The following is a 24,153-nucleotide window of genomic DNA, read 5'->3' as shown; positions in this document are numbered from 1 at the left end:
TTATTCCTTCTTCTTTCTCTTCTCCAGTTCCATGCGAAGGGTAGATAGTTCCATTTCCTTGCTTAGTAACTCTCTGTCTTTGTCCAGCACAACCCTCTGGAGTTCCAGCTCCTTCTGGTTCAGAATATGCTCCTTCTCTCTCAGTTCTTCTTGAAGCCTTTTGATTACTTCTTCCTTCTCTTCTATTATCCCCTTTAACTTCTGGTTTTCCAGCTCCTTTTCTCTGCATCTTTCCTTAGTGTTTTCAAGCTCTTTCAATAAAAACTCCATCTCCTTCTCCCTTATAGCAAGGAGCGTATAAAGACTTGAGAGTTCATGAAGAAGTTGTTCTTTCTGCTGTTCCTTCTGCATAAGTGCGGACATGTATGTGGCTATTAAACTACCTTCAAGGGTTGATTTCAGCCCCTCAAGGTTTGATTGAAGGCTCCTGTTTCTATCTTCCTGAACCTCTCTAAAACCTCTTATGTGTTCCAGCTCTTCCTGAGTAAGGTAAACATACCATATACCATCTTCCTCCTTGCCTCCCTTCAAGACCCCGGCCCTTATACGATTCTTTACCGTGTTGAGAGACAGGTCCATGAGCTGGGCGTATTCGGATGCCTTCACTTTGACAAATCCCCTGTCATTCTCCATGACAGCCTCCTTTCAATATTTTGACAGAATTTTATAATGTCTGATGTCAGATGTCAACAGATGTCAGTTAAACAGACCCGCTCCGTCTGTGTTAATATAATTGCTATTATATTAGCTATCCTCTCACAATCCTCGGCAGCCTCCACCCATAAACAATTGCAAGTATACGCAGTATGAGGGTACTGAGGGTGCATGCTAGTGAGGAAAGGGTAATATTCTGAATGATTTCCATACTTACATAAAAGACCACTGACCCGATTATGCTACATGTGGCGTAGAAGTCTTCTTTCAGCACCCATGGGACCCGTCTGAGAAGTATGTCCCCTATTGCACCTCCACCTACGCCAGTGATGGTGGCGAGGAGCACAACACCATAAAAGGACACACCTGTGCTGTAAGCCAGAATAGCACCCGTGGTGGTAAAGGCTGACAGCCCTACGGCATCAAGTAAGAGAAAGGCATACCTGTTTTCAAGCTGTCTTTTGATTCTTGTGTGAAGAAGCAGTGATATGAGAACACCCAAAAGGGCAAGGCTCATGTCATAGGGTGATAGGAGAGCGTTTGGAATCTTTCCCACCATTATGTCCCTGAGCATACCTCCACCAAGAGCAGTTACCACACCTAGAGTGGCTATTCCAAGAAGGTCAAGCCCTTCCCTTATTCCTTTGAGGGCACCAGCTACTGAAAATGTAACTATACCCACCAAGTTTGTGAGTTGAAAAAGCTGGTCAACATCAACGGGCACTACCATATTTTAATCTCTCTTACGACTCTAAACCGGAGGCTTCCAAAATTGGCAGCTAAAACCTCACCTGTAAGAATTACAGGACTATTTAGCGGATACCTTTCAATCCCACAATTGGCGGCTAAAACTAAAGAAATCCCCATCAAGAATTGACTTTCCTTTTACCCTTTTCAAAGGGAAAAAAGCAGAGAAAGTAAAAGGCTTCTGTCTGTTGTAAGAGTACCAGACCCTATAAAACAGCTCACCATCCTCTGAGCTCCTTTTTATTGATTCTTTGACCAGAGACAAAAGTCCCTGCCTGAAGTTATGTGGCACCTCCACGCCCCTCTTCAACTCTATATCACAGGAAAGTCTCATGACCCCTCCTGCGGTTGTAAGTATACACCACTCAGGAAACCACGTCAAGATTGAGAGATAATGTTTTTGTATTGGTCTACCAATACTCTTCTTATCCTTTCCAGAAGCTCTTTATCCTCCACTTCCACCATCGCCCTTTTTGTCTCAGGGTTATACTCAGGCATGGATATGAAGAAGCCCCCGTTCCTTGCTTCATAGAGCCTTATCCCCCTTATAAGTATCTTCCCATCAAGTCTTACATCTGCGTAGGCAAGAAGGCGTGGTTTCCTTGTGGACACTTCAAAGGGATAAAAGTCCACAAGCTCCACTTTCATACTCTCTGCTTTTGAAGCTTTGAGTATTTTTCAAGAGCCAGTCTTTTCCTCAGCCCGTTCAACCTGTCAAGGAATGTTATACCCAAAAGGTGGTCCATCTCGTGCTGAAAAACTATGGCAGGAAAGCCCTCAAGCTCGTATTCTTTCTCTTCCCCATTCAGGTCAAGAGCCTTCACCCTTAACTTGCTGTGCCTTTCTACCTCTACCGTAAGCCCAGGGAAAGAAAGACAACCCTCTCTGTATTTTGTGTTTCCCTCTGCGGATATAACCTCCGGGTTTATAAGAACCAGCTTCAGAGGTGGGCTCTCCTTCTTGGGCGTGGTGTCTATCACCATAATTCTAAGGCTCACCCCTATCTGATTGGCAGCAAGCCCCACACCTTCCGCATGATACATGGTCTCAAACATATCTCTGACAAGTTCTTTTATCTCCCTGTCTATGGCGTCCACCTTCTTAGTTGGAGTCTTCAAAGCAGGATGAGGGAATGTCAGTATCTCTCTTACCATAAGGGTAAAAGTTTATGCCGTCTTTCAGCAGTTTCAAGTCCTGCCCTATGTTGCACCACTGTTGCAACATGCAACATATGAGTTAAGACATACTCCTTTAAAAGACCTTATATTCCTTGCTTTAAAAACAGCTCAGTATGGCACTCTGTTTGCATATGTATAAAATGAAAACCTTTAAAGGAGGTGGAATCATGGCAACACTCAGCAAGCTCAAAGACTTAATGTCGCTGCCCGGTGCAGTGGCAGCAGGAGAGTTCACCGATGATGGTAGGCTGCTTGCCTACTATGGAAACATAACAGAAAAGGCTGCAGAAATCGCAGCCATGATGTGTGCCGCCAACAAGCTCATGGGCAACATGCAGGCGAAGGGCTGGAGTGCTTACACGGGTCAGGATGGTTTTTATCCAGTCTATGGCTTTGCGGTTGCTGGCGGTAAATACGCTGCCTGCATAATGGGCAACGTGGGCGTATTTGTAGAGCTTGACAAGGCGGACTTTGACAAGACCTTTGAAACCCTTTCCAAGTATATCTAAAAGGAGGTGAAAGCCATGGTAAACCTTGACAGGCTTATGAAAATTAAAGGTGTCTGGGCTGCAGGAGAGTTTACCAACGACGGCAAGCTGGTTGCCTACAAGGGCAACATTTCCGAAGAGCACGCAGCAATGGCAGCGGAGATGTGCGCCGCAAACAACATGATGGCAAAGATGCAGGCAGACGGTTACACAGCCTTCTCCGGTCAGGAGTGGACCCCACTGCATGGATGGGCTCTTACCGGTCCTAAATATTCCGTATGCGTAATGGGTAACGTGGGCGTCTTTGTAAACAACGACGAAGTTTCCTTCAACGAGGTTTTCAAGGCACTCAGGGAAGAGGCAGGCAAGTGACCGCCACAGGGGAAGGTCCTGAGCCTTCCCTCCTTTTTATTACTGGAGGCCAGTATGTGGAGAACCCTCTTTATTAGTGCTTTTCTGGTGGGAGGGTTTTTGAGTAGTCTCTATGCCAGTGAACAGCTGGCAAGGCAGAGGGGATGTATGGCATGCCATGATGTGAAGGCAAAAAAGGTGGGACCCAGTTATACGGACATAGCCAAGAAGTATAAAGGCAGACAGGATACAGTGGATTATCTCACAGAGAAGACTCTGAAAGGCAGCGCCGGTGTATGGGGTAATGTGCCCATGCCACCGCAGAAAATACCAGAAGCAGAAGCAAGACAGATAGTCCAGTGGATACTTTCACTAGAATAGGAGGTTAAGAATGCACAGGTTTCTGTCAGAAGAATGGATGAGGGCTTACATGGAAGAATGGAACAGAAACGAAAAGCTCAAATCTGACCTCAAGGACTTTTCCGCTACCATAAAGTATTTCATAGAGGGTAAAGAGGGCGATGCAGTAGAGCTTATAGTGGAAAAGGGTGTGGCAAAATCCGCCGGAAGGGCAAACGCCCACAAATATGACTTTGAGCTCTGGGCAAGCCCGGAAAACTGGAAAAAGCTGGCAACTGGGGATATGGGTCCCCGTGCAGCAATGTTGACAAAAAGGCTGAAGTTCAAGGGTTCCATGATAACCGCCATGAAATACATGTCAGCCTTTGAGGAGAGCCTCAGGATGATGTCAAAGGTGCCCACAAGCTGGGATTTATAATTTTGCTATGGATTTTTCCTTCCTTGAGGGGCTTTTTGACGGTGTTCTTGTAATAGATGAAAACTTTCATGTGGTATATGCCAACAGCTCTGCAAAGAGGCTTTTGGGAGTTCAGGAGCTTGAAGGGAAAAGCTGTATAGGCCTTTTCTCCATATGCAAAAACTGCCCCTTTGGGTATGTAAGGGAGGAGGGGGAAGGGGTTCAGGTCTACGACGTGGAGACATCAAGTTCAAAGCATGCCTGCTGGAGCATGTCGCCCCTTTACGAAGGGGATAGGTTTGTGGGGGTTCTTGAGGTCTTCAGAGATGTGAGTAACGTGGTTCACTGTATAGTGGAGGCCGAGCGTCAGAGAACATACAAGGAAACCATACTGAACTCCATAGTGGAAGCCATACTGGTGCTTGACCCAGAGGGCAATGTGGTGGAGCATAACAGGGTTGCAAGAAGGATGCTCTGTAGAGAGGAAGGAGAAACACTGGCAGGTAGAAACATAAAAGAGCTTATAAACCTCTCCCTTCAGGAGCTCCCTCCAGAGGGCGAGAGGGCAGACATATTCGTGGAAACACCCTGTGGAAGGCAAAGAGCATCTCTTCTCATTTCTCCCATGTCCTCTGGATTTGGTTATGTGGCATCTCTTTATGTGGTTAACGAGGTATCTATATGTGAGCTGGGTGAGGAGGAAACCATCATAACCAAGAGTCCCGCCTTCCAGAAGGTGCTGGACACGGTAAAGACCGTCTCAGATTATGATGTGAACATCCTTCTTGAAGGAGAGACGGGCGCTGGCAAGAGTCTTCTTGCAAGATATATACATTACCTATCTCCCAGGAGGGATGGTCCCTTTGTCAAGGTCAACTGCGCCGCCATACCCGAGAGCCTTCTTGAGGCAGAGCTATTCGGATACATGAGGGGAGCTTTCACTGGTGCGGTCAAAGACAAACCCGGCAAGGTGGAGCTTGCGGATGGTGGCACCCTGTTTCTGGACGAGATTGGTGATATGCCCATGCATCTTCAGGCGAAGATTCTTCATCTGGTGCAGGAGAAGGAGTTTGAAAGGCTCGGAGATACCAGAACAAGAAGGGCAAACGTGCGTATAGTAGCCTCCACCAACAGAAACCTCAGGGAACTGATAAGACAGGGGCAATTTAGAGAGGACCTTTACTACAGGCTAAGCGTTGTAAGACTGTATCTACCTCCCCTCAGAGAGAGGAAAGAAGATATACCAGCCCTTGTGAACCACTTTTTAGAGAAGTATTCAAGAAAATACTCAAGAAAGATAAGAGGAATATCTTCTGAAGCCCTGAGGCTTCTCCTTTCCTACCACTTCCCCGGTAATGTGCGGGAGCTTGAAAACATTATAGAGCGTGCGGTCATCACCTGCAGGGGGAGTTTCATAAATGTGGAAGACATTCAGATAGAGGTGGAAGCTGCAGAGGGCGACCGGGATGAAGAAAGAGAGAGAATAAAAAGGATTCTTGAACAGGTGGGAGGAAACAGAAGCCTTGCGGCAAAGATGCTCGGCATGCACAGAACCACCCTCTGGAGGAAGCTAAAAGAACTGGGTATGGGTTAAAATATACAACCATGGAAATAGTGGCAAAAAGCCTTCGCATTGAGGTAATCGGAGAAATAGAAAGATGCCACGATGGTGAAAATTCCAAGTTCTACTGTCTTCCAGTAAGGATTCATTTTGAAAACGGAGAGGTAAAAGAATACATGTTGAGAGCCCACGGAGAGCCAAAAACTCTTAAGGATTTTCTGGAGAACAAAAAGGGCTTGAGGGATAGAATGGAAAGGTCCTTCGGACTTACAAAAGCTGGCAAAGTCCTCTATATAGGCTACTCATCCCAGGAGGCTTCTGACAGCTGATATGTCCTGAGCTATCTGCCTCTTTAGTTCCTCCGGGCTGGAGAACCTTTTCTCCTCTCTGATAAACTTCAGGAACTCCACCTTTATCTCCTTACCTTTCAAGTTCCCTTCAAAGTCAAGGAGATGGACTTCAAGAACCTTTCTCTTTCCTCCAAAGGTTGGTCTTACCCCATAGTTGGCAACACCCATGAAATTATCTTCAACTCTGACTGCATACACACCCTCCTTTAGGCAGAGGTTTTCTGTATTTTCAAGGTTTGCGGTTGGAAAGCCAAGAGAGGAACCTCTTCTGTCTCCACTTACAACCCTTCTTCTCAGGGCATAGTTCCTCCCCAGATAAAGAGCAGACTCTTTAAGCCTTCCCATGTGTAGCAGTCTTCTTATCAGAGTGCTGCTTACCACATGACCGTTTATCCTGAAAGGCTCAGTCTCTTCCACATGAAAACCCATTTCTCTTCCCAGCTCCTTGGCAAGCTCTATTTCACCCTCGCGTCTGTATCCAAACCTCCAGTCGTAGCCTACCACAAGATGCCTGCACTTTAGCCTTTCCCAGAGAACCTCCCTTATAAACTCCTCGGCGGAGAGCCTTGAAAACCTCCTGTCAAACTTCACGAAGACAACCCAGTCCACCCCCTCATCAACCATCAGCTTTGCCCTTTCCCACAAGTCCGTGAGCTCACAGGGTGCCTGCGCCGGGCTCAGTATTTTGAGAGGATGGGGGTAAAAGGACAGGACAAGGCTTCTCAGCCCCTTTTCTCTTGCCCTTGATATAACCCTTTCCAGAAGATGTTTATGTCCCCTATGAACGCCATCAAAATTCCCAACAGTGACCACAGAAGGTTCTTTTAACTCTTCCACACACTTCAGGCCTTTCAGACAACCACTCTGGCTTGTCTTCAGACAGATTACCTTTTCCATAACTTTCTTATCCTCTCCCAGAAGCTGAGTTCTTGAGTTAGCTCTATCTTTTCCTCCACCACAAACCTGTCCATGTAATCGTCTAGGAGCAGAAACCTGTCGCAGACTTTCCGGAGGTGGTAAGAGCTCGTCCTTTTGAAGGTGGCGTTCTCAACCCTTTTACCTATCCTCTGCACCTCTTCCACCGTATAGGAGAAATCGCTGTCTCCGCTTACCAGCACCGCAGTGTCGTAGGTGTTCATGTATGCCATGCTGAGCATGTCTGTTGCCAGCATTATATCCACCTCTTTTTCTATGTATTCACCAGAGGGAAGTCTTCTGAGCTTCGCCAGTTTTACCTTTATGCCCTGGAGTGAGAGCTCTTCAAGAAACCTCCTCTGTCTCAGATAGCTTTCCCACTCGGGGCTGTTCTTTTTTATGTCCTTTTCCTGGGGCACAGCACCGTAGAAGTAAGCTCTTATTAGCCTTCTGTCCTCTCTGAGGAACTCTACCAGCTTCTGATAGTCTATTTTTATGTTCATATACCTTATGGCATGAAAGAGGTTGGAGCCGTCTATGAATATGAGGACCCTTTCATAGTTCATAGAGCAAACCGCATATAGCAGGCAAGCCCATCTATCCTCTTCTGGACCTCCTCCGAGAGAACTGTCTTCACTCTGGCTCTTTCCTCTAGGGCAAGCTCAATCACCTCATTTATTACATCAGGCACAGCATACACCTTTTCCTCTGCAGGACATTCTGGCTCTAAGAGTGGGAGGCGGGACCTTTCACAGACATAGCCTGGCTTATGAAAGCTCTCAGGGACAAGAAGGAGCCGAACATTACCATTGTATAGCTGCTGGAGAACCTTTGAAGTGCCGTTGACTGCAAGACCCTTGCCCTCCATTTCTTTGAGTTCATCAAGCAGCCTAAACTCTTCTTCTCTACTCTTCTGGATAAGCAAGTGGTAAACCTTTTCTTTCAGCTCTGTGTCCTCCACGTAGGAGGGGTTAATGTTTATGTATCCCACAAGCCTTTCCAGAAGGTATGGGTGCAGGTGGTTCTCAATCTCTCTTACATCTTCTCTGTCAGAGCCAATTATTAGCCTGTCAAACTTGCTCTCTTTCCATGCCTCCATGAGGGCATCTCCTGCAATCTTGAAAAGCCTGTGCCTTTCTTCCTTTATCCTCATGTTAAACCTGTATTCGCCAAAGGAGTGCTGGACCATGTCTGGACCACCTATTCTGGATGGCATGGAGAACTTCATGGTGCCCTCTGCACCCTTCAGCATACTTCCCCCAGAGTGGAACCTGTGTGCTCTCGTTGCCAGAGGCTCTACAAAGTCCAGAACCTCCTCAACTCCTTCAAGGTCCATGAGGAAAAACCTCACATGCTTCCTGTCTATAAGGAGTATTCCTATCCTGCCAAGCTCTTCATCAATGGTGGCTATTTCCCTTATTAAAGGGTCCTGGGATAGCATAAGTCTGTTTCTGTAAGTGTATGGGAGTTTTATGACCTCAAAGAGTCCCCTGGCGGATGAGGAGAAGAGGGCAATACCCCTACATCCCTTGAGGTTTTCAGGCTCTGAAAGGAAGGCCTCCATTTTCTTAAAGTCCTCTTCAACGGACTTCAGCACATCATCCTTGAGTCCCCATCCTTCTGAGTATTCCTTCTGAGCTTTAACAAGGTCCTTAAAGGTCCTGAGATACTTTCTGTCAGTTCTTTCCTCCACTCCAAGCCTGAGATAGAGGTTTGTTACCATGTAACCATCGGGTCTGAAGCTCAAAAGCCTTTCAATAGCGTCTTTCAGGCTTTTCATCAACTACCTCCTCATTGATTTCCTTTAATCCTTATATTTTACCAGAAGCTCCCTGGCGTATCTGTCCTTGGTCTTGTCCTCCTCACCCCATAGCATGCCTATCACCTTCCATCTTTTTACTCCACCAAAGGTAAAGTATATCCTCCCGCCCATGGGCTTTAACTTGAAGACATTTCTGTATCCCTTCATGACCTCAAACCTCTCGTCCCTGTCCTTCATGTTCAGTAGCATGAGCTCTCTGAGAAACTCCCTTTTTGCAACCCTGTCAAGCTCCAAAAATTCCCTTATCGCTCTCTCTTCAAACTCTATGTTTTCAAACAGGAAGGAAAACACTTCCTCATAGACTTCCTTCCTGTTCTCTACCTGCTTGAGAAGGTTTTCTACCTCCACCTCAAGCCTTTCCCTTTCTCTCCTTTCCTGTTCAAACTTCTTCAGGAGGTCCTCGTATTTTTTACTTATCTCCATGTTTTCTCTTGATAGTTCCTCTAAAAGTTCCTGCATCTGTATGAGCTCTCTGGAAAGCCTTTTCCTCTCCTGTCTTAATCTTGATACTTCCTCTTTTCCTCCCTTTGGCTCTACATCCTGTATAGCTTCGAGCATCTCAAAGAGTTCTCTGTTTATTTTTGTAAGTCTTTCAAGCCTATCTGTGTATTCAGTGAGTTTTCTCTGATTCTCCTGAAGCTTCTGGACCAGAATTTCCCTCTCACGCTCAAGCTCTTCCTTCTCTGCGAGCTCTTCCTCCCTCAGCCTTCTGAATTCCCTCTCTATGATCTCCTTCTCCCTGGAAAGCCTCTCTGCGAGGTCTTTTGAAAGGTTTATCTGCTCAAGAAGTCTTCTGAGTTCTGCGTCATTCCTTCTAAGCTCTTCCTCAAGCCTCCTTCTTTCCTCCTCAAGCCTTCTCGTTCTTCTTTCCATGGGAGATTCAAAAAGCCATATAAGGGAAACGGTCAGCAAAAGAGGTGGAAGAAACTGGGTTATGACCTCATAGTCTTCTCTCAAGAATGAAAGTCCTACAACCTGAAAGAGGGAAACGTATGCAAGCCAGATTACTGTTCTCTCTCTGTATCCAAAAAGCCAGGCCAGGTAAAGAGCTGAAACAAAGGATGCTACCATGAGAATATCTTCCATCTGATAGGGGAATAGGGGGACTGGCAGGAAGGTGGACAGGTAATGAAGTATGAAGTTGTAGGATACTATGAGGAAAAGCAGTTTCAGAGCCTCTCTCAGCATAGACTATAATATAGCCCATGGAAGCCTTTGATAGACTCCTGAATATCATGGAAGAGCTACGCTCAAAATGTCCCTGGGACAGGTCTCAGACACACCAGAGCCTGAAAAAATACCTTGTAGAGGAAGCCTATGAACTCCTTGATGCCATAGACTCGGGTGATGACAAGAAGCTGAAAGAAGAGCTTGGAGACCTTCTGCTTCAGGTGGTTTTCCACTCTCAGATAGCTAAGGAGAGGTCTGCCTTTGACATAAAGGATGTGATAGAAGGGCTCAGCAAAAAGCTCGTAGACCGCCACCCTCATGTCTTTGGCTGTGAAAGCCCGGAAGAGGTTCTCAGAAACTGGGAGGAGAGAAAGCTCAGAGAAAGGGAGAGCGTCCTTGATGGTGTTCCCAGAAATCTTCCAGCTCTTATGAGGTCTCAGAAGCTTCAGGACAGGGCGAGCCTTGTGGGTTTTGACTTTGAAAGACCCGAGCAGGTCATAGAGAAGCTCATGGAGGAGCTACAGGAGTTAAAAGAAGCCATGGCTCTGGGAGATAGAAGAGAGCTGGAGCACGAGCTGGGCGACCTCCTCACTGCGGTGGTGGAGCTTGGGAGGCTTCTGGGGCTGGACGCCGAGCTTTGCCTGCAGAAGGCCAACGACAGGTTTGAAAAAAGGTTCAGGTATATGGAGAGGAGAGCCAGAGAGATGGGCAGGGAGCTAAAGGATATGACCCTTCAGGAGATGGATGTGCTATGGCTTGAGTCTAAAAGTTTTGATTACAGAGAAGACTGCTGACCTTTTTGCCCGTTCTCTCCTCAAAGTATCTTATGCCAGGATTTCCCAGACTGCTGGCGCCGGCTACAAGGTAAGCTCTTTTTCCTATAGCAATTTCCCTCCGCCCCCTTGAGAGAAACTCCCTGAGCCAGTCCATGCTTATACCCCTTCCATCCTGAAGGGTATCTGCAGGCAGGTGGACTATTTCCTCAGCCTCTGTGCTGCCAATAATTAAAAGAAGAGACCTTTCTGGGACTATCTCCGTCTGAAGTGTGGCTGAAACACGATTTTTCAGAAGAAGCTCCTCATAATCTTCTGGCACAAGAAAGGTGGGACTGCAGAGGTTGTCTGGCGTATCAAGAGGCTCGTCTCTGAGCCCCTCTGTGAGTATAACTTTTAGACCTCCCTTGTTGAAGTATATGACCCTTCCCACCTTCTCTTCCGGGTCCGCCTTCAGAAGACCTTTTATGGAAGGAGAGTAGGGTCGGACAAAGGAAGGGACTGTCTGACCTGCTACCTCCAGCCTTCCCTGAAGGAGCCGCCAGTTTATGAACCCAAACTCCCATTCCCTGCAGGAAAGACCAAGCTCACCCTGTGCAAAGAGCCTTATCTCCTTTATAAAACTCAGCTCCTCTTTGCTTCCAGGTCTCCTTCCGCCAGAAGATAGGAGGTCCCAGTGCACATCTCCCTTTTTCTGTTTGAAAAGTCCGTAAATGCATCCGCAGTAGTCCTGATGATAAAACTGAAGCTCTTTAGAGAGCCTGAACATCTCCTGAGTGCCACCACCCTTGCGATAGTCCAGAGGGAGAAACTGTATGCCCGAGCCCTCACATACCTTTTCACCACTTTCTTTTAGCATGAGAAACTCCTTCTTGGGGCTCATGAGAAGGGTTGTGGTCAGGTGGGTTGCACCCACCTCCTTTGCAAACTCAAGGCTCCTGAGAAGCCTGTAGTCAAAGCATATGGCGCACCTCCTGCCTCTTTCTGGCTCCTCCTCATAGCCCTTTACCGCAGATAGCCAGTTTTCCAGGTCATACTCACCTTCATGGAGCTCTATGCCCAGCTCCCTGCAGGCCCTGTGGGTTTCCAGAAGCCTCAGTCTGTATTCTTCGTAGGGGTGGATGTTGGGGTCGTAGAAAAAGCCCACAAGCTGTGCATGAGGATGGTCCTCTCTCAGCCTTTTGAGAAAGTAAACCGCATCAGGAGCACAGCAGATGTGAACCAGAATCTTCATTTTTTACCCTTTACATATTGCTCCCAGTTCTCAGGATTAAAGGGAGATAGCTCTCTGAGCAGTTTCACTGTCTTTGGAAACTCCTCTATAACGTATTCTACGTCTTCCTCCGTGTTTTCCCTTCCAAAACTGAAAACTATGGAGCCGTTTGCCACCTCTTTTGGAACACCTACCGCAAAGAGCACATGAGATTGCTTCAGGGCGAGGGATACACAGGCGGAACCAGAGGCCGTCTCTATGCCCATGAGGTCAAGCCTGAGAAGCATAGCCTCCCCCTCTATAAGATGCACGATCAGAGATAGGTGGTGTGGTAATCTCTGGATGGGATGCCCAGTAAACTCTATCATCTCAAGCCTTTCTTCCAGACCCTTTCTGAGCCTGTCTCTGTAAGAAGACAGCCTCTGCATCCTGTCAGATAATTCTCTCATGGCAAGCTCGCATGCAGCGCCGAAGCCCACTATGCCCGGCACGTTCTCAGTTCCCGCTCTGACCCCCCTTTCCTGAGTTCCACCCTCAATGAGTGGTCTTATCTTCACGCCCTTCCTCGTCCAGAGGGCTCCCACGCCCTTGGGTCCATACATGAGATGGGCGGTAAAGGATGCAGCATCCACGCCCCAGTCCTTAAGGTCTACAGGGTAGTGTCCCAGTGTGGGGCAGGCGTCCGTATGGAATATAACCTTTGGGTTCTTCTCCTTTGCAGCCCGGACAAGCTCCTTTATGTTCTGTATGGTTCCTATTTCCCTGTTGGAATGTCCTATACTCACCAGCACCGTATCGGGCCGGATGGCATCAGCCAGCTGCTGAGGGTCTATGAGGCCGTAGTTATCGGGCTTTAGGTATGTAACTTCCCAACCTTTCTTTTCAAGGCTCTTGAGGGGGTGGAGAATAGAGTGGTGTTCAATCTCTGTGGTGACTATGTGCCTTCCCTTTTTTTCATATGCCTCCGCTATACCCTTTATGGCAAGGTTGTTTGCCTCTATACCACCAGAAGTAAAGATGAGTTCCTCTGGAGAGTTTGCGTTGGTAAGACTTGCCAGCTTTTCACGGGCTTCGTTTATGGCCTTCTTTGCCACCTGTCCAAAACTGTGCAGGGATGTGGGATTTCCAAAGTTTTCCCTGAAGTAGGGAAGCATGGCATGCAGGACTTCTTCTGCCACAGGCGTTGTGGCTATGTGGTCAAGGTAAACAACCCTTTTTCCTGCTTTTTTTACAAACATTTTTTACCTCCTTTCTGTTATGTCGCTTATAAGTTTTGCTATGCTTATAAAGGCCCTTGCGGTGTCTGAGTCGGGATGGCTTTCCACTACGGGCACCCCCAGGTCTGAAGTCTCCGCAAGCTCAGGGTCAACGGGTATGGAGCCAAGGATCTTCAGTCCGTATGCGGTCGCAAATTCTGCCACCCTTCCCTTTCCAAATATGTAATACTTTTTACCGCTGTCGGGACAGATAAAGTATGCCATGTTCTCTATAACACCCAGAACTGGTATCTGAACCTCCTTGAACATGGCAACCGCCTTCTTCACATCCGCCAGAGCCACATCCTGAGGAGTTGTAACCACCACTGCACCCCCCATGTGCACGTTCTGAGCCAGTGTGAGCTGAACATCCCCCGTGCCAGGCGGAAGGTCAAGAACAAGGTAATCAAGCTCTCCCCATTTAACGTCAAAGAGGAACTGGGTCAGGGCCTTCATAAGCATGGGACCACGCCATATAACCGGGGTATCTTCGGAGGGAAGTAAAAAGCCTATAGACAGCAGCTTTATTCCGTATTTCTCCACCGGTATAATCCTGTTTCCTTCATCCACATGGACCCTTTCACCCTTTACCCCCATTATGGTGGGGATGCTTGGTCCGTATATGTCCGCATCAAGAAGACCTACTCTGTAGCCCAGCTTTGAAAGGGCGAGGGCAAGGTTTGCAGATACGGTGGACTTTCCTACGCCGCCCTTTCCACTGCCCACTGCTATCAGATGCTTTATGCCCGGCACCCTCCTTCTGGTAAAGGCAGGTGCACCCATGACAGGCTGTGCAGGAACATCCTCCACAAACCTTACCTTGATGTCTTCTACATCAGGCACCCTCTCAAGGGCATTTCTTGTCTTTTCAACTATATCTTCCTCAAGCCCCTTTTGAGGAAGCCTGTAGACTATCTCAAGGGTTCTACCTATAAGTTTTATGTCCTTGACAAGCTCAGAGAGCCTTGAGTTGTTAACAACCGTATCCCTTAGAGCCTCCATAACATCCTTTACTGCCATTTTCTCCTCCTGAAGTTTAGGCATAATATAATTCTTACTGCTGACCCTGCTATGAGGATTATCAACAAGGAGAGATAGGATGAACTATGTGCCACACCTGATAAGTTATCTGAGTGCAAGCGAGGATATAACAGAGGTATACCTGGTGCCAAAGGCCTTTATAACGGAAAAGAGGGGTCAGAAACTCATAAAGGTATCCGACGCCCTTCTCACCCCTGAGGACATAAGGGATACGCTGGTTGCCCTCAGAAGCCATACACCCTTTGCTCTGGGTCCACTTGGAAGGGAGGGGATGTTTTCCTTTGGTCTTCAGAATGTGGGAAGGTTCAGGGTCAAATACATAACCCAGAGGGGTAGCTATGTGGTTTACATACTTAAAACACCCTACCATATACCGCCCCTTGGCAGGCTGTGCCCTGACAAAAATAGTGCCGGAAGGCTTGATGAGATATTGAGGCTATACAGCTCTGGCTTTGTTGTATTTCAGGGGAAAAATCATGCCCTTGTGAACACGCTCATATATTCCCTTCTGCAGAATATATGTGATAACTACAGCAGGGTTGTGTTCATTCTTGAGTCGCCTCTTACCTTCCTGCTCAGGCATGGGCAGTCTCTTGTAATTCAGAGGGAGGTCGGCGTGGATGTTGACACCTTTGAAGAGGGTCTTAAGGATGCCTTTTACATGAACCCCAACGTGCTTTTCATGGGCTACAGGGAGGTGATACCATCCAGAGATATGGAATACATGCTCAGGCTTGCTGAAAATACGCTACTTCTGCTAAATATGCCCGTAGTTGATAAAACCTTTCTTGAGCTTTCTGAACCTCTTCTCAGGTCATGGGTATATGTGAACAGCGATGCAGATGGAACGGTCTCCCTTACTTTTAGAGGCACAGAACCTCAGGCTCTGGAAAGCCGTTAAAGTCTGCTGCGTAAACAGTAGTATAGGCACCGGCGGAGAGTATGTATAAGTAGTCCCCAACTTCTGGCTCAGGCAGCGGCACCATGCGTGCCACCACATCCATGCTGTCGCAGGAGACACCTCCAATAGTCCATTCCTTAAGCTCTCCCTCCTTCTCCAGATAGAAGGGGTATCTTATTCCCCCCAGAGCCTCCGCAAGCCCGTTAAAGACGCCCGTGTCTATGTATAGCCAGTTCTCATCACCTCTCCTCGCTTTTCCTATAACTCTGCAGACCATTATGCCCTGGTCTCCCACAATGCCCCTTCCTGGCTCTATCTGAAGCTCATGGGGGAGAGAGGGCATGAACTTCTGCAAAAGACCCTTTACGTAGTAGGCTATATCCTCTATCCTGAGGGCCTCGTAGGTGTATCTTACAGGAATACCTCCGCCCATGTTTAGCATCTGAAGCCTCAGCCCTCTGAGTTTTGACTTCTGCCAGAGTTCACTTACCCTCTTTATACCGATTAGCCAGTTTCTGAAGTTGTTGCACTGCGAGCCCACATGAAAGGTTATGCCATATGGCACAAGACCCTTATTCTGTGCGTATTCTAATATATCAAGGGCCATATCCACATCCACGCCGAACTTCTTTGAAAGTGGCCAGTCGCTTCCCTCGTTGGGAACCACCAGCCTCACATAAACTCTTGACCTGGGAGCTACCTTTGATATCTTGTCCACCTCAGTAAAAGAGTCCACCACAAACCTGTTAATCCCCTTTCTGTAGGCGTAATCTATGAAATCCATGGGCTTTATGGGATTGCTGGATATGACCCTTTCTGGCTTTACTCCCAGGCTAAGAACTTTCTGTAGCTCTTGAGAGGAAGCTACCTCAAAGCCAGAGCCAAGCTCTGCAAGGGTTTTAAGAACATCCATGTGGTCGTTGGCTTTGACTGCGTAGTAAACCTTAAACTGGGAAAAGTGATACTTTACCTCAATGTATCTGCTCTTTATACCCTGCAGGTCCATAAGGAGCACAGGAGTTTTATCTGGCTTTAAATGTGGAAGGATATGCTCCCTTTCGGAGAGGAATTCTCGAAAGTATCTGCGAGAATTCTCATACTGTAGAGATAGGGGGTCTATGGTTTCCTTAAGCATTATGGCATATAATATAATCCATACGGCCCGTAGCTCAACTGGACAGAGCGTGGGACTACGGATCCCAAGGTTGCGGGTTCGACTCCCGCCGGGCTGGTTTTCATTGACTTTTCATAAACTGACCTTTAAAATTTTCTTTAAATTCACTCAGGAGGTGAAGTCATGAAAAAAGTGCTTTCAGGCGCTCTTACGTTTGCAGTGGTCGCTCTAGCCCAGCCAAAGATTGAGTTAAAGGATGCATGGGTAAGAGAGGTGCCTCCCACCTCCAAGATGTCCGCAGCCTATATGGTGATTGAAAACAAGGGTAAGGAGGCAGACAGACTTCTTGATGCCTCTAACAACGCCTCTGAGATAACTGAGCTTCATGAAACTGCAGAAGGTAAAATGAGAAGGGTAAGGGCTATTGAGGTTCCGGCTGGTGGTAAAGTAGAGCTAAAGCCAGGCGGTCTTCACATAATGCTCATAAACCTCAAAAAGCCACTGAAGGAGGGCGACACGGTAGAGCTCACTCTCAAGTTTGAAAAATCCGGTGAAGTGAAGGTGCAGGCACCTGTAAGGAAAGGAATGGGGGGTCAAATGCACCAGCACAGGCATGGATACTGAGCTTTCTCATAGAAGGTGGTCTCAGAGAAGGGTTATAATCTCTTAAAAACCCTTAAGGAGGTGAACCATGCCAGTGCATAAGGTGCAGCCCAAAGACCATCTCAAACCAGCAAACCTCAACGGAATTTCCAACGAGCAGATAGAGCCACACTTTGAAGCCCACTACAAAGGCTATGTGGCAAAATACAACGAAATTCAGGAAAAGCTGGCAGATCTGAGCTTTTCAGACAGAAGCAAGGCAAACCAGAATTACTCTGAATTCAGAGAGCTCAAAGTGGAGGAAACCTTCAACTACATGGGAGTTGTGCTTCATGAGCTCTACTTCGGTCATCTTGGTGCAAAAGGACAGCCATCAGAAGCCCTCAAGAAGAAGGTAGAGGAGGACTTTGGTTCATGGGATGCCTGTATTCAGGAGATAAAGGCAACGGGCATAGCTTTCAGGGGATGGGCTCTTCTTGGTCTGGATATATTCTCCGGAAGGCTAGTAATAAATGGCCTTGACGCTCATAACGTTTATAACTACACAGGCCTCATACCTATCATAATTCTTGATACCTACGAGCACGCCTACTACGTGGACCAGAAGAACAAAAGACCCCCTTACATTGATGCTTTTCTTCAGAACCTCAACTGGGAGGTTATCAACGAAAGATTTGAAAAGGCTATGAAGGCCTATGAAGCTCTAAGGGATTTTGTGAAGTAACTCGCTGGGGGCTCTGCCCCCATTCTTTCCATCCCTCTTCCTTGTTTATGCATATCTTTCTCACACCATCGTAGTTAATCTCTTTTGAAACCCTGTAAAGCTGGGGGTTTTCTATGAAGGCTTCCATGTGTTCCTTTCTATCAAAGTAAAGAAGACTCTTGCTGTCCATAAGCACACAGTAATCTCCTTCAGGGTTTACAAAACTGCCACATACTGGACATCGGGTGTGGGGTCTGGGCGGTGGTGGAAACTTCTCCCTGAGCCTCTTTACCCTGTAAGCCTTCATGAATATAGCAAGGCTGAGACCAATAATTATCGCATCCGCCATAAGAACTTCTGGCAGGGAGAAAGCTTTTATGAGCACACCAGTCAGTATGGCAAAGAAGCCTACCAGATTTATGGCGAAAACAAGAAAGGTGTGCCCAAGGGGAAATTCTTTTACCAGCATGAGTATGGCAAAGAAGAAACCAAAAACCTGAACAAACCTTGCCACTATTACGAGCACATTTACAAAATCCCACTGCTCCTGAGTCATACTCCTGAGACTTTATGCCCTCTGTCAGAGGCATACAATGACAAAGCTCATCAAGGCGTATACCAGAGCCTGTTAAAATATCAAGGACCCATGAAGGAAACCCGTATAGTGAAATACATAAAGGGCTTGATAAGAAACCACAGGTATGTAACCACAGAGGAGATTATGCTTATGCTGGAGAGGTATTACGGATTGCCCATAAAGGTCCCTTCCGTTTACTACAAGTATCGCACCATAATAAGGCAATGCAGGCAGGCAGTATACAGGGAAAGGAGGAAGAGAAAGGATGTATGACCTTGTTATAGTGGGCGCAGGCAGCGGTGGATACGAGGGGGCACTGTATGCCCACAGAAGGGGTATGAAGGTTGCCCTTGTGGAGCTGAGCCCAGAGACAGTGGGAGGGAACTGCCTCAACAGGGGCTGTATACCCTCAAAGTATATGAGGCATGGAGCCTACATGCTTGATAAGTTTCACAGGCTTCCAGAATATGGCATATTCCTAAAGGGATACGAGCTCAGTATGCAGGAACTCAAAAAGGGCAGGGACAGGGTGGTGGTCACCATAAGGGAAAACTTCAAAAAGTTTGCAGAGCATCTCAAAATTCCCATCTTCTATGGAAGGGGAGTTCTCAAGAACAGCCATACGGTGGTGGTGGAGCCAGAGGGCATTGAACTCAGAGGGAGATACATCCTGCTGGCAACGGGCTCTTCTACTTCCTCCCTGGGAAACCTTGTGCCCGATGGAAGGTATGTCTACGACACAGACCAGATATGGTCCCTTGAGGAATTTCCCAGGAAAATCCTGATAGTGGGCGGTGGTGCAGTGGGTGTGGAGTTTGCCTACATATTCAGGATGTATGGCTCTGAGGTGCTTCTGTTGGAACTGAAAGACAGGCTTCTTCCATCTGCGGATATTCCCGAGGAATCCTCCAGATACCTCGCAAGGAAGCTAAAAAGGCTTGGGGTGGAGATAAAGCTGAAAGCTACAGTTGAGAGCTGGGAGCCTTCGGAGGGTGGTATCAGGGCTGTTCTTTCCGATGGTTCAGAAGTGAGTGCAGACCTTATCCTCCTGGGGGTGGGCAGGAAGCCAAACACGGAAAGTATCGGACTTGAAGAGGTGGGTATTCAGAAAGACAGCAAAGGCTTTATAAAGGTAAACCAGTTCTGTCAGACGAGCATCCCCAACATATACGCCTGCGGAGACATAACCTCACCCCTCATGCTTGCCCACAAGTCCATGTATGAGGCAAAGGTAGCCATAAGCCACATGCTGGGGGAGGAGGACATGGTCAGGGATGAAAGGATTGTTCCAAAGATAATATACTCCGCCTACGAGATTGCCAGCGTGGGGCTCACAGAAGACCAGGCGGAGGAAGGGGGGCACGAGGTAAGGGTTGGCGTTGTCTCCTTTGTGTCAAACCCAAAGGCTATGGATGACGGGGAGAACGAGGGTTTTGTAAGGCTTGTGGTGGATGAAGATGGACGCTTGCTGGGATGTCATATACTTGGTCCTCATGCGGGTGAGCTTCTCCATCAGGTTGTTCACCTCATGAAGGCAGACCTAAGGGTGGACTTCCTTTCCAAGTCCATGTATTCCCACCCATCCCTTTCAGAGGTCATAGGTCAGGCAGGTATGGAGGTGCATTTTGGTCCCATAACATGGGCAAGGAGGCATTAGAGCTCAGCCAGTATATCCTTTACTATGACCTTCCCCTCCTTTAACCTTACATCTTTCACAAGCGCCTCCACGAAAGGTATGTAAAGCCTTCCTCCGTCCACCTCCAGAAGGTCGTAAGGCTTCTGTTCAATGATGCCCGAAACCCTTCCCACCTGCTTCCCACTTTCTGTAAGAACCTCCAGCCCCTCAAGCTCAAAGTAATAGTATTCTCCCCTCTTCTTTTTGGGAAGCTCCTCCTCTGGAAGAAAAATCTTTGCCCCCCTGAAGGCCTCCACCTGCTCAATAGCATTAAAGCCTTCAAACTTCAGAATAAGCTGGTCCTTGCCGTGGGGCTTTGTGTATTCCACGGAAAAGGGCACATACTCACCTCCCTTACGCTTGAGAAAAACCCTTTTTATTTTTGACCAGTGCCTTCTTTCCAGATAAGTCTGCACCTTTAGCTCTCCTTTCAGACCGTACGTGTCAAGCACCTTTCCTATCACCACATATTGATTTTCCTCATTGATGGACTTATCCCCTTGCATACTCTTATAGTTTATACACTTTTTAAAGGAGGAAAAAGATGGCAATGCCCACATGGGAAGAGGTTGAAGCGGTTCTTGATGAGATAAGGCCAGCCCTCAGGTTTGATGGGGGTGATGTGGAGCTGGTGGACATAAAGGAGGATGGCACTGTGCTTGTGAGAATGGTGGGGGCCTGCTCAGGCTGTGGCATGTCCGTGCTTACGCTCAAGGCAGGCATAGAGAGGGCTCTCAGGAATAAATTTCCTGACATAAAAGAGGTCAAGGATGTGAACATGGACATCCCCATGACCTTCGGCTTTTAGGCTACTGCACCTTTATGTAAGCAAATCTTTCAACAGCCTGAAGGTGTCCTACTATGCCGACACCTGATGGCACTATCTTCGTAAATTCATGTAGTTTGCTGGCATCCAGCTTAAGCCTCTGAAGGGTTATGTTGCATATGAGATACTCTACACCATACATGGAGAGGGATTTTTCCTCTTCGTAAAGCTCCTGAATCTTTATGGTTTCCTTTTCCCATGGACTGCCCGACAGGTCCTTCATAAAGAACTTCACTCCAGGTCCGTGAGCTACCACCACGATTTTTATTTTCATAGGGTTAAAGTCATAGACAGAAAGGTGGTTGCCTATATTTCTGAGCATGGTCCTGAACCTGTCCTCCTGAGGAAAGTCGCAGTGGTAGATAACTCCAACCTCTGCCTCCCTTTTTACCTGAGACATGTCAAGCCTCTGCGGGCTTGCCTGTCCTACTCTGTTAATTAAAGGCACGGAAGCAAGCAAGGATAACCATCTGAAAAAGCCCCTTCTGTCCATATACGCACCTCCTTGTGAAAAATATAAGGGGCGAGTCTGGAAGAGCTATAAAACCTCTGGAGCAGGAGATAAGGCATATTTATGTGCTTATATGCTTAATCCTGATGCCCAGCTCCTCCAGAGCCCTGAGAAACTCTCTGAACCTGAATATTCTCCTGTCGCAGAGCACTATGGTGCCCCTGTCTTCCCTGCTCCTCATGAGCCTGCCTATACCCTGCCTGAACTTTATGAGAGCCTTTCTCTTCTGGTATTCAAAGGGGTCAAGTCCCGCAGATTTCAGAAACCTTATCCTGTGAAAGGTTATTGGCTCTTCGGGGCTCTCAAAGGGCAGCTTTGCCATGAGGATCCCCTTCTCACCCTTTACATCAACCCCAAACCAGAGGCTGTCAAGACCGACCAGTGCACTTATCCTTCCGGACCTCAGGTCTTCAAGAAGACCGGACAGGGGCTCATCCCCCTGAAAGGCAACCCCTTCCTCCCTTTCAAAGAGCTTTATGTGTTCTCTGTTAGTAAGAAGCACAAGCACTCTCTCATGTAAACTTCTCAGGTATCTGTAGGCGTCTTTGAGGCAGTTCTCCCACTCTTCCTTTTTTCTCGGGTCTGCAGAGTAAAGGAGAAAATTGACCCTCTCGTAGGGAAAGGTATGCTCCAGCTCGTAGTATTCTCCGCTTATTCCGAGAGTCTGCCTTATATCCTCGGGTTCAACGGTGGCAGAGGTTATTATTACAGCCCTGTATTCTGTGAAATCTACATGTCCCGCCGGAAAAACTGGGAACACTTCCAGCCAGTAGTTGAAAGTCTGAAGTCTTTTACTGAATCGCCTGCCCACAAGGTATCCCATACCGGGAGGGTCTTCCTTCATGATTCTGTAAAATTCTCTGACTTTCTGCAGTCTTCTTGTGAGAAGCTCATAGTTTCTTAGCCTCTTTATCCACCTTTCCTCTTCTTCAGTTGGTTTCTCAAGGTTTGCCTTCAGGTCAAGGTATCTTTCCCAGTCAACGAGACCGCTCTTGAGAAGATAATCCTTAAAAGTAAGGCTCACAAAAATTCTGTCTGTGATAAAGCCTGTGAGCTCTGATATAAGGTTCTCCCTTATGGTCCTGTGGAAAAATAGCAGTGGTGAGAGTATGCTCTTTTCAAAGGCTTCTGCATAAGGCTGAAGGCTCTCAAGCGGGAGCTCCTCCTTCTGTTCCTTAAAGAGCCTCTCAAAGTTTTTTATGAAAAATTCCTCCGGCTCAAACCTTGCCTCCTTCAGAAAATCAAGCACCTTGCCCATTATGTCCACTCTGAGGGTATAAAGGGATACCCCTGATGTGAGACTGCTGGTTATGTATCTGTCAAGCTCATGGGCTTCGTCAAGCACCAGCACCCTTTCTTCAGGGTTTTCAAACTCCTTCAGGCTCAGGAGGGCATGGTTTACCACAAGAAGGTCCGCCTGCCTTTCAAGCCTTTTTAACCTTCCCCAGTAGTAGCAATCCTGCCTGAAACTGCATGTCTGCCTGTAGTGGGGCGTGCAGTAGTCATCATCCACACACAGCCTCTCTCTGAGCTCTGTCTCAAGGTTCACAAATTCAAAATCTCCATCCCAGCTCCCCTCCACAGCCATCTCCAGCTCAGCCGGTCTTTTCTCCAGAGGCAGATCGTAATACCTGTCAAGGCACAGATAGTTGCTCTTGCCCTTCATAACAAGATAGCTTATCTCCTTGCCGAAGATGTATAAGTAACAAGACCTCAGAGTTTCTATGTCTCTGCGTAGCTGTTCCTGAAGGAGCTTTGTTCCCGTGGAGATTATGGCCTTCTGCCCCTTTTCCATAAGGGGTATGAGATAGCCGTAGGTCTTTCCCGTTCCTGTAGGTGCCTGAATGACCTTCACGCAGTTGTTTCCCTCCTCTATGGCTGACAGGACAATGCTGAAGAACTTTTCCTGCACAGGTCTTCTCTCTAAGCCTTTTTTCAGCAAAAATTCGTAGATTTCAAGGGGCATGTTAAAATTCTAAGCCATGGAGAGCTTTCTGGTCACCGGCTGTGCGGGCTTTATAGGGTGGAAGGTTTCAGAGAAGCTCCTTCAAAAGGGTTTTAAAGTTGTTGGCGTGGACAACATGAACGATTACTACGATACAAGGCTGAAGGAATACAGGCTGGGGCTTCTGAAGGAGTATGAGAACTTTACCTTCTACCATATGGATATTGAGGACAGGCATTCACTGGAAGAGGCCTTTAAAAGGCATTCCTTTGACTGTGTGATAAACGAGGCGGCAAGGGCAGGGGTCAGGTATTCCATAGAAAACCCCCAAGTTTACTTTACCACCAATGTGCTGGGAACTCTCAACCTCCTTGAGCTCTGCAGGGAGCGGGGCATAAAAAAGTTTGTGCTCGCTTCCACTTCATCCCTTTATGCAGGACAGCCCATGCCCTTCAGGGAAGACCTGCCGGTGAACACACCCATATCGCCCTACGCTGCCTCCAAAAAGTCTGCAGAGGTGCTGTGCTACACATACCACTACCTGTATGGCATAGATGTGTCTGTGGTTCGATATTTTACCGTCTACGGTCCTGCAGGAAGGCCTGACATGAGCATCTTCAGGTTCATAAAGTGGGTTCTGGAAGGGAAGACACTTGAGGTCTTTGGCGACGGTTCCCAGAGCAGGGACTTTACCTACATTGACGACATTGCAGAGGGAACCATACTGGCCACAAAGCCCCTAGGCTACGAGATAATAAACCTGGGCAACAACAACCCCCACACTCTACTGGAGGTTATAGGTCTCATAGAAAAATACACGGGCAAAAAGGCACAGCTTGAGCTAAAAGATTTCCACAAAGCTGATATGAAAGCCACATGGGCGGACATTCAGAAGGCTGAGAGTCTTCTTGGCTGGAAGCCTCAGGTGAGCCTTGAGGAGGGTATAAAAAGGACTGTGGAATGGACTCTGAAGAACTGGGGGTGGGTAAAGGAGGTGAGGGTTTAATATCTACATAAGACAG

30 protein-coding genes and 1 tRNA gene are annotated in these 24,153 nt (G+C 47.5%); 15 read left to right on the top strand and 16 right to left on the bottom strand.

Annotation, left to right across the window (positions count from 1 at the left end; genetic code table 11):
- The 4 genes from WHS43_08720 to def form a co-directional block, all read right to left on the bottom strand.
- Entirely contained in the window at positions 1 to 633 is a 633-nt protein-coding gene (locus tag WHS43_08720; GenBank protein MEJ5339719.1) for a hypothetical protein, read from the bottom strand.
- Between the two features lie 115 nt (positions 634 to 748).
- Complete coding sequence (locus WHS43_08715; GenBank protein ID MEJ5339718.1) at positions 749 to 1,384, bottom strand: trimeric intracellular cation channel family protein; 636 nt, start codon at positions 1,382 to 1,384, stop codon at positions 749 to 751.
- 395 nt (positions 1,385 to 1,779) lie between these two features.
- Positions 1,780 to 2,049 carry a septation protein SpoVG family protein gene (locus WHS43_08710; GenBank protein MEJ5339717.1) on the bottom strand — a complete coding sequence of 90 codons (270 nt, stop codon included), beginning with the start codon at positions 2,047 to 2,049 and terminating at the stop codon, positions 1,780 to 1,782.
- The gene (def, locus tag WHS43_08705) at positions 2,046 to 2,555 is read right to left on the bottom strand and encodes a peptide deformylase (protein MEJ5339716.1); all 510 of its coding nucleotides are present in this window, start codon (positions 2,553 to 2,555) and stop codon (positions 2,046 to 2,048) included. Before def ends, WHS43_08710 begins: the two co-directional genes overlap by 4 nt.
- Before the next feature lie 191 nt (positions 2,556 to 2,746).
- Here def and WHS43_08700 point away from each other — a divergent pair, with 191 nt between their 5' ends.
- From WHS43_08700 to WHS43_08675, 6 genes are read left to right on the top strand one after another with little or no spacing between them, the layout of a single operon-like run.
- Positions 2,747 to 3,088: a DUF2173 family protein gene (locus WHS43_08700; protein ID MEJ5339715.1), complete on the top strand. Its 342-nt coding sequence runs from the start codon at positions 2,747 to 2,749 to the stop codon at positions 3,086 to 3,088.
- 15 nt (positions 3,089 to 3,103) lie between these two features.
- Positions 3,104 to 3,439, top strand: coding sequence for a DUF2173 family protein (locus WHS43_08695; GenBank protein ID MEJ5339714.1), 336 nt, complete (start codon positions 3,104 to 3,106; stop codon positions 3,437 to 3,439).
- Between the two features lie 54 nt (positions 3,440 to 3,493).
- Complete coding sequence (locus WHS43_08690) at positions 3,494 to 3,799, top strand: c-type cytochrome (protein MEJ5339713.1); 306 nt, start codon at positions 3,494 to 3,496, stop codon at positions 3,797 to 3,799.
- Between the two features lie 10 nt (positions 3,800 to 3,809).
- Positions 3,810 to 4,196: an SCP2 sterol-binding domain-containing protein gene (locus tag WHS43_08685; GenBank protein MEJ5339712.1), complete on the top strand. Its 387-nt coding sequence runs from the start codon at positions 3,810 to 3,812 to the stop codon at positions 4,194 to 4,196.
- 7 nt (positions 4,197 to 4,203) lie between these two features.
- Entirely contained in the window at positions 4,204 to 5,769 is a 1,566-nt protein-coding gene (locus WHS43_08680) for a sigma 54-interacting transcriptional regulator (protein MEJ5339711.1), read from the top strand.
- 11 nt (positions 5,770 to 5,780) lie between these two features.
- Positions 5,781 to 6,065, top strand: coding sequence for a hypothetical protein (locus tag WHS43_08675; GenBank protein ID MEJ5339710.1), 285 nt, complete (start codon positions 5,781 to 5,783; stop codon positions 6,063 to 6,065).
- Here the strand turns inward: WHS43_08675 and WHS43_08670 are convergent.
- From WHS43_08670 to WHS43_08655, 4 genes are read right to left on the bottom strand one after another with little or no spacing between them, the layout of a single operon-like run.
- A complete protein-coding gene (locus WHS43_08670) occupies positions 6,039 to 6,983 on the bottom strand; it encodes a bifunctional riboflavin kinase/FAD synthetase (protein ID MEJ5339709.1) in 945 nt (314 codons plus the stop codon). The genes WHS43_08675 and WHS43_08670 overlap by 27 nt on opposite strands.
- On the bottom strand, positions 6,971 to 7,567 hold the full coding sequence (locus WHS43_08665) for an NYN domain-containing protein (GenBank protein MEJ5339708.1): 597 nt from the start codon (positions 7,565 to 7,567) through the stop codon (positions 6,971 to 6,973). The genes WHS43_08670 and WHS43_08665 overlap by 13 nt, the downstream gene beginning before the upstream one ends.
- Positions 7,564 to 8,781 (bottom strand): peptide chain release factor 1, encoded by a 1,218-nt coding sequence (locus WHS43_08660; protein ID MEJ5339707.1) that lies wholly within the window; start codon positions 8,779 to 8,781, stop codon positions 7,564 to 7,566. Before WHS43_08660 ends, WHS43_08665 begins: the two co-directional genes overlap by 4 nt.
- A 24-nt stretch (positions 8,782 to 8,805) precedes the next feature.
- Entirely contained in the window at positions 8,806 to 10,011 is a 1,206-nt protein-coding gene (locus WHS43_08655) for a hypothetical protein (GenBank protein MEJ5339706.1), read from the bottom strand.
- 17 nt (positions 10,012 to 10,028) lie between these two features.
- Here WHS43_08655 and mazG point away from each other — a divergent pair, with 17 nt between their 5' ends.
- The gene (gene mazG, locus WHS43_08650; protein ID MEJ5339705.1) at positions 10,029 to 10,787 is read left to right on the top strand and encodes a nucleoside triphosphate pyrophosphohydrolase; all 759 of its coding nucleotides are present in this window, start codon (positions 10,029 to 10,031) and stop codon (positions 10,785 to 10,787) included.
- On the opposite strand, the gene WHS43_08645 is transcribed toward mazG, so the two are convergent.
- The 3 genes from WHS43_08645 to WHS43_08635 are packed head-to-tail and all read right to left on the bottom strand — an operon-like array spanning position 10,756 to position 14,255.
- Positions 10,756 to 12,000, bottom strand: coding sequence for an epoxyqueuosine reductase QueH (locus WHS43_08645; protein MEJ5339704.1), 1,245 nt, complete (start codon positions 11,998 to 12,000; stop codon positions 10,756 to 10,758). The two genes, mazG and WHS43_08645, sit on opposite strands and share 32 nt — an antisense overlap.
- On the bottom strand, positions 11,997 to 13,217 hold the full coding sequence (locus tag WHS43_08640) for a cysteine desulfurase family protein (protein ID MEJ5339703.1): 1,221 nt from the start codon (positions 13,215 to 13,217) through the stop codon (positions 11,997 to 11,999). The genes WHS43_08645 and WHS43_08640 overlap by 4 nt, the downstream gene beginning before the upstream one ends.
- Positions 13,218 to 13,220: 3 nt before the next feature.
- A complete protein-coding gene (locus WHS43_08635) occupies positions 13,221 to 14,255 on the bottom strand; it encodes an Mrp/NBP35 family ATP-binding protein (protein MEJ5339702.1) in 1,035 nt (344 codons plus the stop codon).
- Between the two features lie 79 nt (positions 14,256 to 14,334).
- Between WHS43_08635 and WHS43_08630 the strand changes: the two genes are divergently transcribed.
- The gene (locus tag WHS43_08630; protein MEJ5339701.1) at positions 14,335 to 15,177 is read left to right on the top strand and encodes a twitching motility protein; all 843 of its coding nucleotides are present in this window, start codon (positions 14,335 to 14,337) and stop codon (positions 15,175 to 15,177) included.
- Here WHS43_08630 and WHS43_08625 read toward each other — a convergent pair.
- Positions 15,140 to 16,312, bottom strand: coding sequence for a type III PLP-dependent enzyme (locus WHS43_08625; protein MEJ5339700.1), 1,173 nt, complete (start codon positions 16,310 to 16,312; stop codon positions 15,140 to 15,142). The two genes, WHS43_08630 and WHS43_08625, sit on opposite strands and share 38 nt — an antisense overlap.
- A 23-nt stretch (positions 16,313 to 16,335) precedes the next feature.
- Between WHS43_08625 and WHS43_08620 the strand changes: the two genes are divergently transcribed.
- The 3 genes from WHS43_08620 to WHS43_08610 all read left to right on the top strand — a co-directional run bounded on the left by WHS43_08620 (position 16,336) and on the right by WHS43_08610 (position 17,618).
- A tRNA-Arg gene (locus WHS43_08620) sits at positions 16,336 to 16,409 on the top strand.
- Between the two features lie 65 nt (positions 16,410 to 16,474).
- Complete coding sequence (locus tag WHS43_08615; GenBank protein ID MEJ5339699.1) at positions 16,475 to 16,915, top strand: copper chaperone PCu(A)C; 441 nt, start codon at positions 16,475 to 16,477, stop codon at positions 16,913 to 16,915.
- A 67-nt stretch (positions 16,916 to 16,982) separates the two neighbouring features.
- Positions 16,983 to 17,618 (top strand): superoxide dismutase, encoded by a 636-nt coding sequence (locus tag WHS43_08610; GenBank protein ID MEJ5339698.1) that lies wholly within the window; start codon positions 16,983 to 16,985, stop codon positions 17,616 to 17,618.
- Here the strand turns inward: WHS43_08610 and WHS43_08605 are convergent.
- Positions 17,578 to 18,153: a hypothetical protein gene (locus WHS43_08605; protein ID MEJ5339697.1), complete on the bottom strand. Its 576-nt coding sequence runs from the start codon at positions 18,151 to 18,153 to the stop codon at positions 17,578 to 17,580. The genes WHS43_08610 and WHS43_08605 overlap by 41 nt on opposite strands.
- Before the next feature lie 90 nt (positions 18,154 to 18,243).
- On the opposite strand from WHS43_08605, the gene WHS43_08600 reads away from it, so the two are divergent.
- On the top strand, positions 18,244 to 18,447 hold the full coding sequence (locus WHS43_08600) for a hypothetical protein (GenBank protein MEJ5339696.1): 204 nt from the start codon (positions 18,244 to 18,246) through the stop codon (positions 18,445 to 18,447).
- A complete protein-coding gene (gene lpdA / locus WHS43_08595; GenBank protein ID MEJ5339695.1) occupies positions 18,440 to 19,831 on the top strand; it encodes a dihydrolipoyl dehydrogenase in 1,392 nt (463 codons plus the stop codon). Before WHS43_08600 ends, lpdA begins: the two co-directional genes overlap by 8 nt.
- Here lpdA and rimM read toward each other — a convergent pair.
- Positions 19,828 to 20,313 carry a ribosome maturation factor RimM gene (rimM, locus tag WHS43_08590; protein MEJ5339694.1) on the bottom strand — a complete coding sequence of 162 codons (486 nt, stop codon included), beginning with the start codon at positions 20,311 to 20,313 and terminating at the stop codon, positions 19,828 to 19,830. The two genes, lpdA and rimM, sit on opposite strands and share 4 nt — an antisense overlap.
- A gap of 80 nt (positions 20,314 to 20,393) precedes the next feature.
- On the opposite strand from rimM, the gene WHS43_08585 reads away from it, so the two are divergent.
- Complete coding sequence (locus tag WHS43_08585; GenBank protein ID MEJ5339693.1) at positions 20,394 to 20,657, top strand: NifU family protein; 264 nt, start codon at positions 20,394 to 20,396, stop codon at positions 20,655 to 20,657.
- 1 nt (position 20,658) lies between these two features.
- Here the strand turns inward: WHS43_08585 and WHS43_08580 are convergent, their stop codons facing one another.
- Entirely contained in the window at positions 20,659 to 21,168 is a 510-nt protein-coding gene (locus WHS43_08580) for a DsrE family protein (protein MEJ5339692.1), read from the bottom strand.
- A gap of 79 nt (positions 21,169 to 21,247) precedes the next feature.
- Positions 21,248 to 23,152, bottom strand: coding sequence for an ATP-dependent DNA helicase (locus WHS43_08575; protein MEJ5339691.1), 1,905 nt, complete (start codon positions 23,150 to 23,152; stop codon positions 21,248 to 21,250).
- Positions 23,153 to 23,168: 16 nt separating this feature from the next.
- Here WHS43_08575 and WHS43_08570 point away from each other — a divergent pair, with 16 nt between their 5' ends.
- Positions 23,169 to 24,137: an SDR family NAD(P)-dependent oxidoreductase gene (locus WHS43_08570; GenBank protein MEJ5339690.1), complete on the top strand. Its 969-nt coding sequence runs from the start codon at positions 23,169 to 23,171 to the stop codon at positions 24,135 to 24,137.
- The last annotated feature ends 16 nt before the right edge of the window (positions 24,138 to 24,153 follow it).

This window comes from Aquificaceae bacterium (assembly GCA_037481935.1).
Taxonomy (GTDB): Bacteria; Aquificota; Aquificia; order Aquificales; family Aquificaceae; genus Pampinifervens.
Note: the sequence above shows the minus strand (reverse complement) of the source record. Positions and strands in the feature narration are given on the sequence as shown.

Excerpts from the sequence above, each read along its gene's own strand:
- WHS43_08720 (MEJ5339719.1), bottom strand. The coding sequence starts at position 633 with ATGGAGAATGACAGGGGATTTGTCAAAGTGAAGGCATCCGAATACGCC.
- WHS43_08715 (MEJ5339718.1), bottom strand. The coding sequence starts at position 1,384 with ATGGTAGTGCCCGTTGATGTTGACCAGCTTTTTCAACTCACAAACTTG.
- WHS43_08710 (MEJ5339717.1), bottom strand. The coding sequence starts at position 2,049 with ATGAAAGTGGAGCTTGTGGACTTTTATCCCTTTGAAGTGTCCACAAGG.
- def (MEJ5339716.1), bottom strand. The coding sequence starts at position 2,555 with ATGGTAAGAGAGATACTGACATTCCCTCATCCTGCTTTGAAGACTCCA.
- WHS43_08700 (MEJ5339715.1), top strand. The coding sequence starts at position 2,747 with ATGGCAACACTCAGCAAGCTCAAAGACTTAATGTCGCTGCCCGGTGCA.
- WHS43_08695 (MEJ5339714.1), top strand. The coding sequence starts at position 3,104 with ATGGTAAACCTTGACAGGCTTATGAAAATTAAAGGTGTCTGGGCTGCA.
- WHS43_08690 (MEJ5339713.1), top strand. The coding sequence starts at position 3,494 with ATGTGGAGAACCCTCTTTATTAGTGCTTTTCTGGTGGGAGGGTTTTTG.
- WHS43_08685 (MEJ5339712.1), top strand. The coding sequence starts at position 3,810 with ATGCACAGGTTTCTGTCAGAAGAATGGATGAGGGCTTACATGGAAGAA.
- WHS43_08680 (MEJ5339711.1), top strand. The coding sequence starts at position 4,204 with ATGGATTTTTCCTTCCTTGAGGGGCTTTTTGACGGTGTTCTTGTAATA.
- WHS43_08675 (MEJ5339710.1), top strand. The coding sequence starts at position 5,781 with ATGGAAATAGTGGCAAAAAGCCTTCGCATTGAGGTAATCGGAGAAATA.
- WHS43_08670 (MEJ5339709.1), bottom strand. The coding sequence starts at position 6,983 with ATGGAAAAGGTAATCTGTCTGAAGACAAGCCAGAGTGGTTGTCTGAAA.
- WHS43_08665 (MEJ5339708.1), bottom strand. The coding sequence starts at position 7,567 with ATGAACTATGAAAGGGTCCTCATATTCATAGACGGCTCCAACCTCTTT.
- WHS43_08660 (MEJ5339707.1), bottom strand. The coding sequence starts at position 8,781 with ATGAAAAGCCTGAAAGACGCTATTGAAAGGCTTTTGAGCTTCAGACCC.
- WHS43_08655 (MEJ5339706.1), bottom strand. The coding sequence starts at position 10,011 with ATGCTGAGAGAGGCTCTGAAACTGCTTTTCCTCATAGTATCCTACAAC.
- mazG (MEJ5339705.1), top strand. The coding sequence starts at position 10,029 with ATGGAAGCCTTTGATAGACTCCTGAATATCATGGAAGAGCTACGCTCA.
- WHS43_08645 (MEJ5339704.1), bottom strand. The coding sequence starts at position 12,000 with ATGAAGATTCTGGTTCACATCTGCTGTGCTCCTGATGCGGTTTACTTT.
- WHS43_08640 (MEJ5339703.1), bottom strand. The coding sequence starts at position 13,217 with ATGTTTGTAAAAAAAGCAGGAAAAAGGGTTGTTTACCTTGACCACATA.
- WHS43_08635 (MEJ5339702.1), bottom strand. The coding sequence starts at position 14,255 with ATGGCAGTAAAGGATGTTATGGAGGCTCTAAGGGATACGGTTGTTAAC.
- WHS43_08630 (MEJ5339701.1), top strand. The coding sequence starts at position 14,335 with ATGAACTATGTGCCACACCTGATAAGTTATCTGAGTGCAAGCGAGGAT.
- WHS43_08625 (MEJ5339700.1), bottom strand. The coding sequence starts at position 16,312 with ATGCTTAAGGAAACCATAGACCCCCTATCTCTACAGTATGAGAATTCT.
- WHS43_08615 (MEJ5339699.1), top strand. The coding sequence starts at position 16,475 with ATGAAAAAAGTGCTTTCAGGCGCTCTTACGTTTGCAGTGGTCGCTCTA.
- WHS43_08610 (MEJ5339698.1), top strand. The coding sequence starts at position 16,983 with ATGCCAGTGCATAAGGTGCAGCCCAAAGACCATCTCAAACCAGCAAAC.
- WHS43_08605 (MEJ5339697.1), bottom strand. The coding sequence starts at position 18,153 with ATGACTCAGGAGCAGTGGGATTTTGTAAATGTGCTCGTAATAGTGGCA.
- WHS43_08600 (MEJ5339696.1), top strand. The coding sequence starts at position 18,244 with ATGAAGGAAACCCGTATAGTGAAATACATAAAGGGCTTGATAAGAAAC.
- lpdA (MEJ5339695.1), top strand. The coding sequence starts at position 18,440 with ATGTATGACCTTGTTATAGTGGGCGCAGGCAGCGGTGGATACGAGGGG.
- WHS43_08585 (MEJ5339693.1), top strand. The coding sequence starts at position 20,394 with ATGGCAATGCCCACATGGGAAGAGGTTGAAGCGGTTCTTGATGAGATA.
- WHS43_08580 (MEJ5339692.1), bottom strand. The coding sequence starts at position 21,168 with ATGGACAGAAGGGGCTTTTTCAGATGGTTATCCTTGCTTGCTTCCGTG.
- WHS43_08575 (MEJ5339691.1), bottom strand. The coding sequence starts at position 23,152 with ATGCCCCTTGAAATCTACGAATTTTTGCTGAAAAAAGGCTTAGAGAGA.
- WHS43_08570 (MEJ5339690.1), top strand. The coding sequence starts at position 23,169 with ATGGAGAGCTTTCTGGTCACCGGCTGTGCGGGCTTTATAGGGTGGAAG.